The organism is Archangium sp., assembly GCF_036388035.1.
Taxonomy (GTDB): Bacteria; Myxococcota; Myxococcia; order Myxococcales; family Myxococcaceae; genus Archangium.
The window spans coordinates 1-2,382 of the sequence record NZ_DASVSO010000968.1 but is presented as its reverse complement, the minus strand read 5'-3'; the positions used below and the strand labels follow the sequence as shown (position 1 = coordinate 2,382).

Annotated in this window: 3 protein-coding genes and 1 pseudogene; all 4 read left to right on the top strand. The window is 66.9% G+C overall.

Annotation, left to right across the window (positions count from 1 at the left end; translation table 11 throughout):
- Positions 1-701, top strand: a pseudogene (locus VF697_RS40035) (MCE family protein); the annotation flags it as partial.
- 101 nt (positions 702-802) lie between these two features.
- Positions 803-1,726 carry a PfkB family carbohydrate kinase gene (locus tag VF697_RS40030; RefSeq protein ID WP_331103539.1) on the top strand — a complete coding sequence of 308 codons (924 nt, stop codon included), beginning with the start codon at positions 803-805 and terminating at the stop codon, positions 1,724-1,726.
- 154 nt (positions 1,727-1,880) lie between these two features.
- A complete protein-coding gene (locus VF697_RS40025) occupies positions 1,881-2,228 on the top strand; it encodes a TIGR02266 family protein (RefSeq protein WP_331103537.1) in 348 nt (115 codons plus the stop codon).
- A 33-nt stretch (positions 2,229-2,261) separates the two neighbouring features.
- Positions 2,262-2,382 (top strand): metallophosphoesterase family protein (locus VF697_RS40020; protein WP_331103541.1); only part of this gene is annotated, 121 nt, incomplete at its 3' end.

Sequence of the window (2,382 nt, the reverse complement as noted above, 5' to 3'; positions counted from 1 at the left end):
TCACCACCAAGGTGAACAACGGCGAGGGCGCCGTGGGCGCGCTGGTGGCCGACCGGCGCCTGGGCCAGAAGATCTCCGAGTCCGTGGAGGACATGTCCGACTTCGCCTCCAAGCTCACCGGGCTGCAGACCGAGGTGGGCCTGCAGGCCACCTATCTGGTGGGGCAGGGCAGCTCGAAGAACAGCCTGTCGCTGCGGCTGGCCCCCAAGCCGGACAAGTACTACCTGCTGGAGCTGGTGGATGATCCGCGCGGCATCTCCGAGACGCAGCTCGTCCAGTCCAACCCGCCCTCCTCGGGCGAGCCCGTCACCCAGCAGCAGAAGATCACCCGCGAGGGCTTCAAGTTCAGCGCCCAGTTCGCCAAGCGCTACTACTTCACCACCCTGCGCTTCGGCATCATCGAGTCCACGGGTGGCATCGGCGCGGACTTCCACTTCTTCAAGGACCACCTGGCGCTGAAGCTGGACGCCTTCAACTTCTCGGTGGACGAGCTGCGCTACCCCCGCATCCGCGCCTCGCTCAGGGCCCAGGCGTTCGATCGGCTCTTCCTCACCGCCGGCATGGACGACGTGCTCAATGATCCGCGGCGCGACCTCACCACCCGGAGGATGCTCGCCGGCCGCGACTTCTTCTTCGGGGGCGGCATCTACTTCAACGATGACGACCTCAAGGCCATCATGACGGCGGTGCCCACGCCGTGATGGCTTGACCTGACCGGCCGAAAAGTCGTACCTCGCCACGGCACGGGTGGTCCCCTGGGAGACCCGTGCCCGCCTCACCGGCCCCTCTCCCTGGAACGCTCATGTCTCTTCTCGTCGTTGGCTCGGTCGCGCTGGACTCGGTGGAAACCCCCTTCGGTCTGAAGGAGGACGTCCTCGGTGGCTCGGCCACGTACTTCTCCACCTCCGCGTCCTTCTTCACTTCGGCCAAGGTGGTGGCGGTGGTGGGTGAGGACTTCCCCCAGGCCCACCTGGACTTCCTGCGCGGCCGCGGCGTGGACCTCGAGGGTGTCACCCGCGAGAAGGGCCGCACCTTCCGCTGGAAGGGCCGCTACGGCTGGCAGCTCAATGAGGCCGAGACGCTCGACACCCAGCTCAACGTCTTCCAGGCCTTCTCGCCCAAGCTCCCCGAGAGCTACCGCGACGCCCAGTTCGTCTTCCTCGGCAACATCCACCCCGAGCTCCAGGCCCAGGTGGTGGATCAGGTGAAGAGCCCCAAGCTCGTCGCCGCCGACACGATGAACTTCTGGATCAACGGCAGCCGGCCGGCGCTCCTCAAGACGCTCAAGCGCGTCAACCTGCTCTTCGTCAACGACGCCGAGGCCCGCCAGCTCTCCGGCGAGCACAACATCGTCAAGGCCGCCCGCGCCGTGCTCGGCATGGGCCCCCAGCGCGTGGTCATCAAGCGCGGCGAGTACGGTGCGCTCCTCTTCGACCAGGAGCACATCTTCGCCTGCCCGGCCCTCCCGCTGGCCGAGGTGTTTGATCCGACGGGCGCCGGAGACACCTTCGCCGGTGGCTTCATGGGCACCCTGGCCGAGTGCGGCCGGATCGACTCCCAGGTGCTGCGCCGCGCGATGGTGATGGGCAGCGTCATGGCCTCCTTCACCGTGGAGAAGTTCAGCCTCGAGCGCCTGCGCGAGGTGAACCGCAAGGACATCCACGCCCGATTCGCGGAATTCAAGCGACTCACGCATTTCGAAGACCTGGGCCCGCTCGAGGGCTGAGTCCGGGACCGGACGGAGGGGGGAGCCAGCTCCCCGCTTGACGGATTTTTCTACCGTCCTTAATCTCGCACTCCGCGAATCCTGATTCCTGGGAAAAAGCGGCAGGTGGTGGGAGCAGCAAGCGCGCCACGGGCCGCGCACCGGAGGGCACGGTTTGCGGACGGAGAACCGAAAGCACGGACGAACCCCCTCGCGCCTGCGGGCCTGGTGCGAGGCGGAGAACATCACCCTCTACGCGCGCATCGGCAACCTGAGTGAGGGGGGGCTGTTCCTGCAGACGAACACCCCGCTGGCCGAGGGACGCCGGACGCTGCTGCGGCTGAGCAGTGGTGAGGTGAAGGAGCTCATGGCCGAGGCCACGGTGGTGTGGCAGCGGGGGCGGCGGGTGGACCAGGGCGCTCCGGGCATGGGATTGAAGTTCGAGGGGTTGGATTCGGGCGCGCTGGCGATGCTGCGGCGCATCATTTCCGAAGAGCAGCGAATGGTGGCACTCGGTACCTAGCGGTCGGGCGGAGGGCCCGGCGAGAATCTCCTCATGCGCATCGCGATCATCTCCGACATCCACTCCAACATCGAGGCGCTGACGGAGGTCCTCCGTGTCGCGGAGGAACAGAAGGTGGATCGCATCGTGTCGCTGGGGGACGTGGTGGGCTACG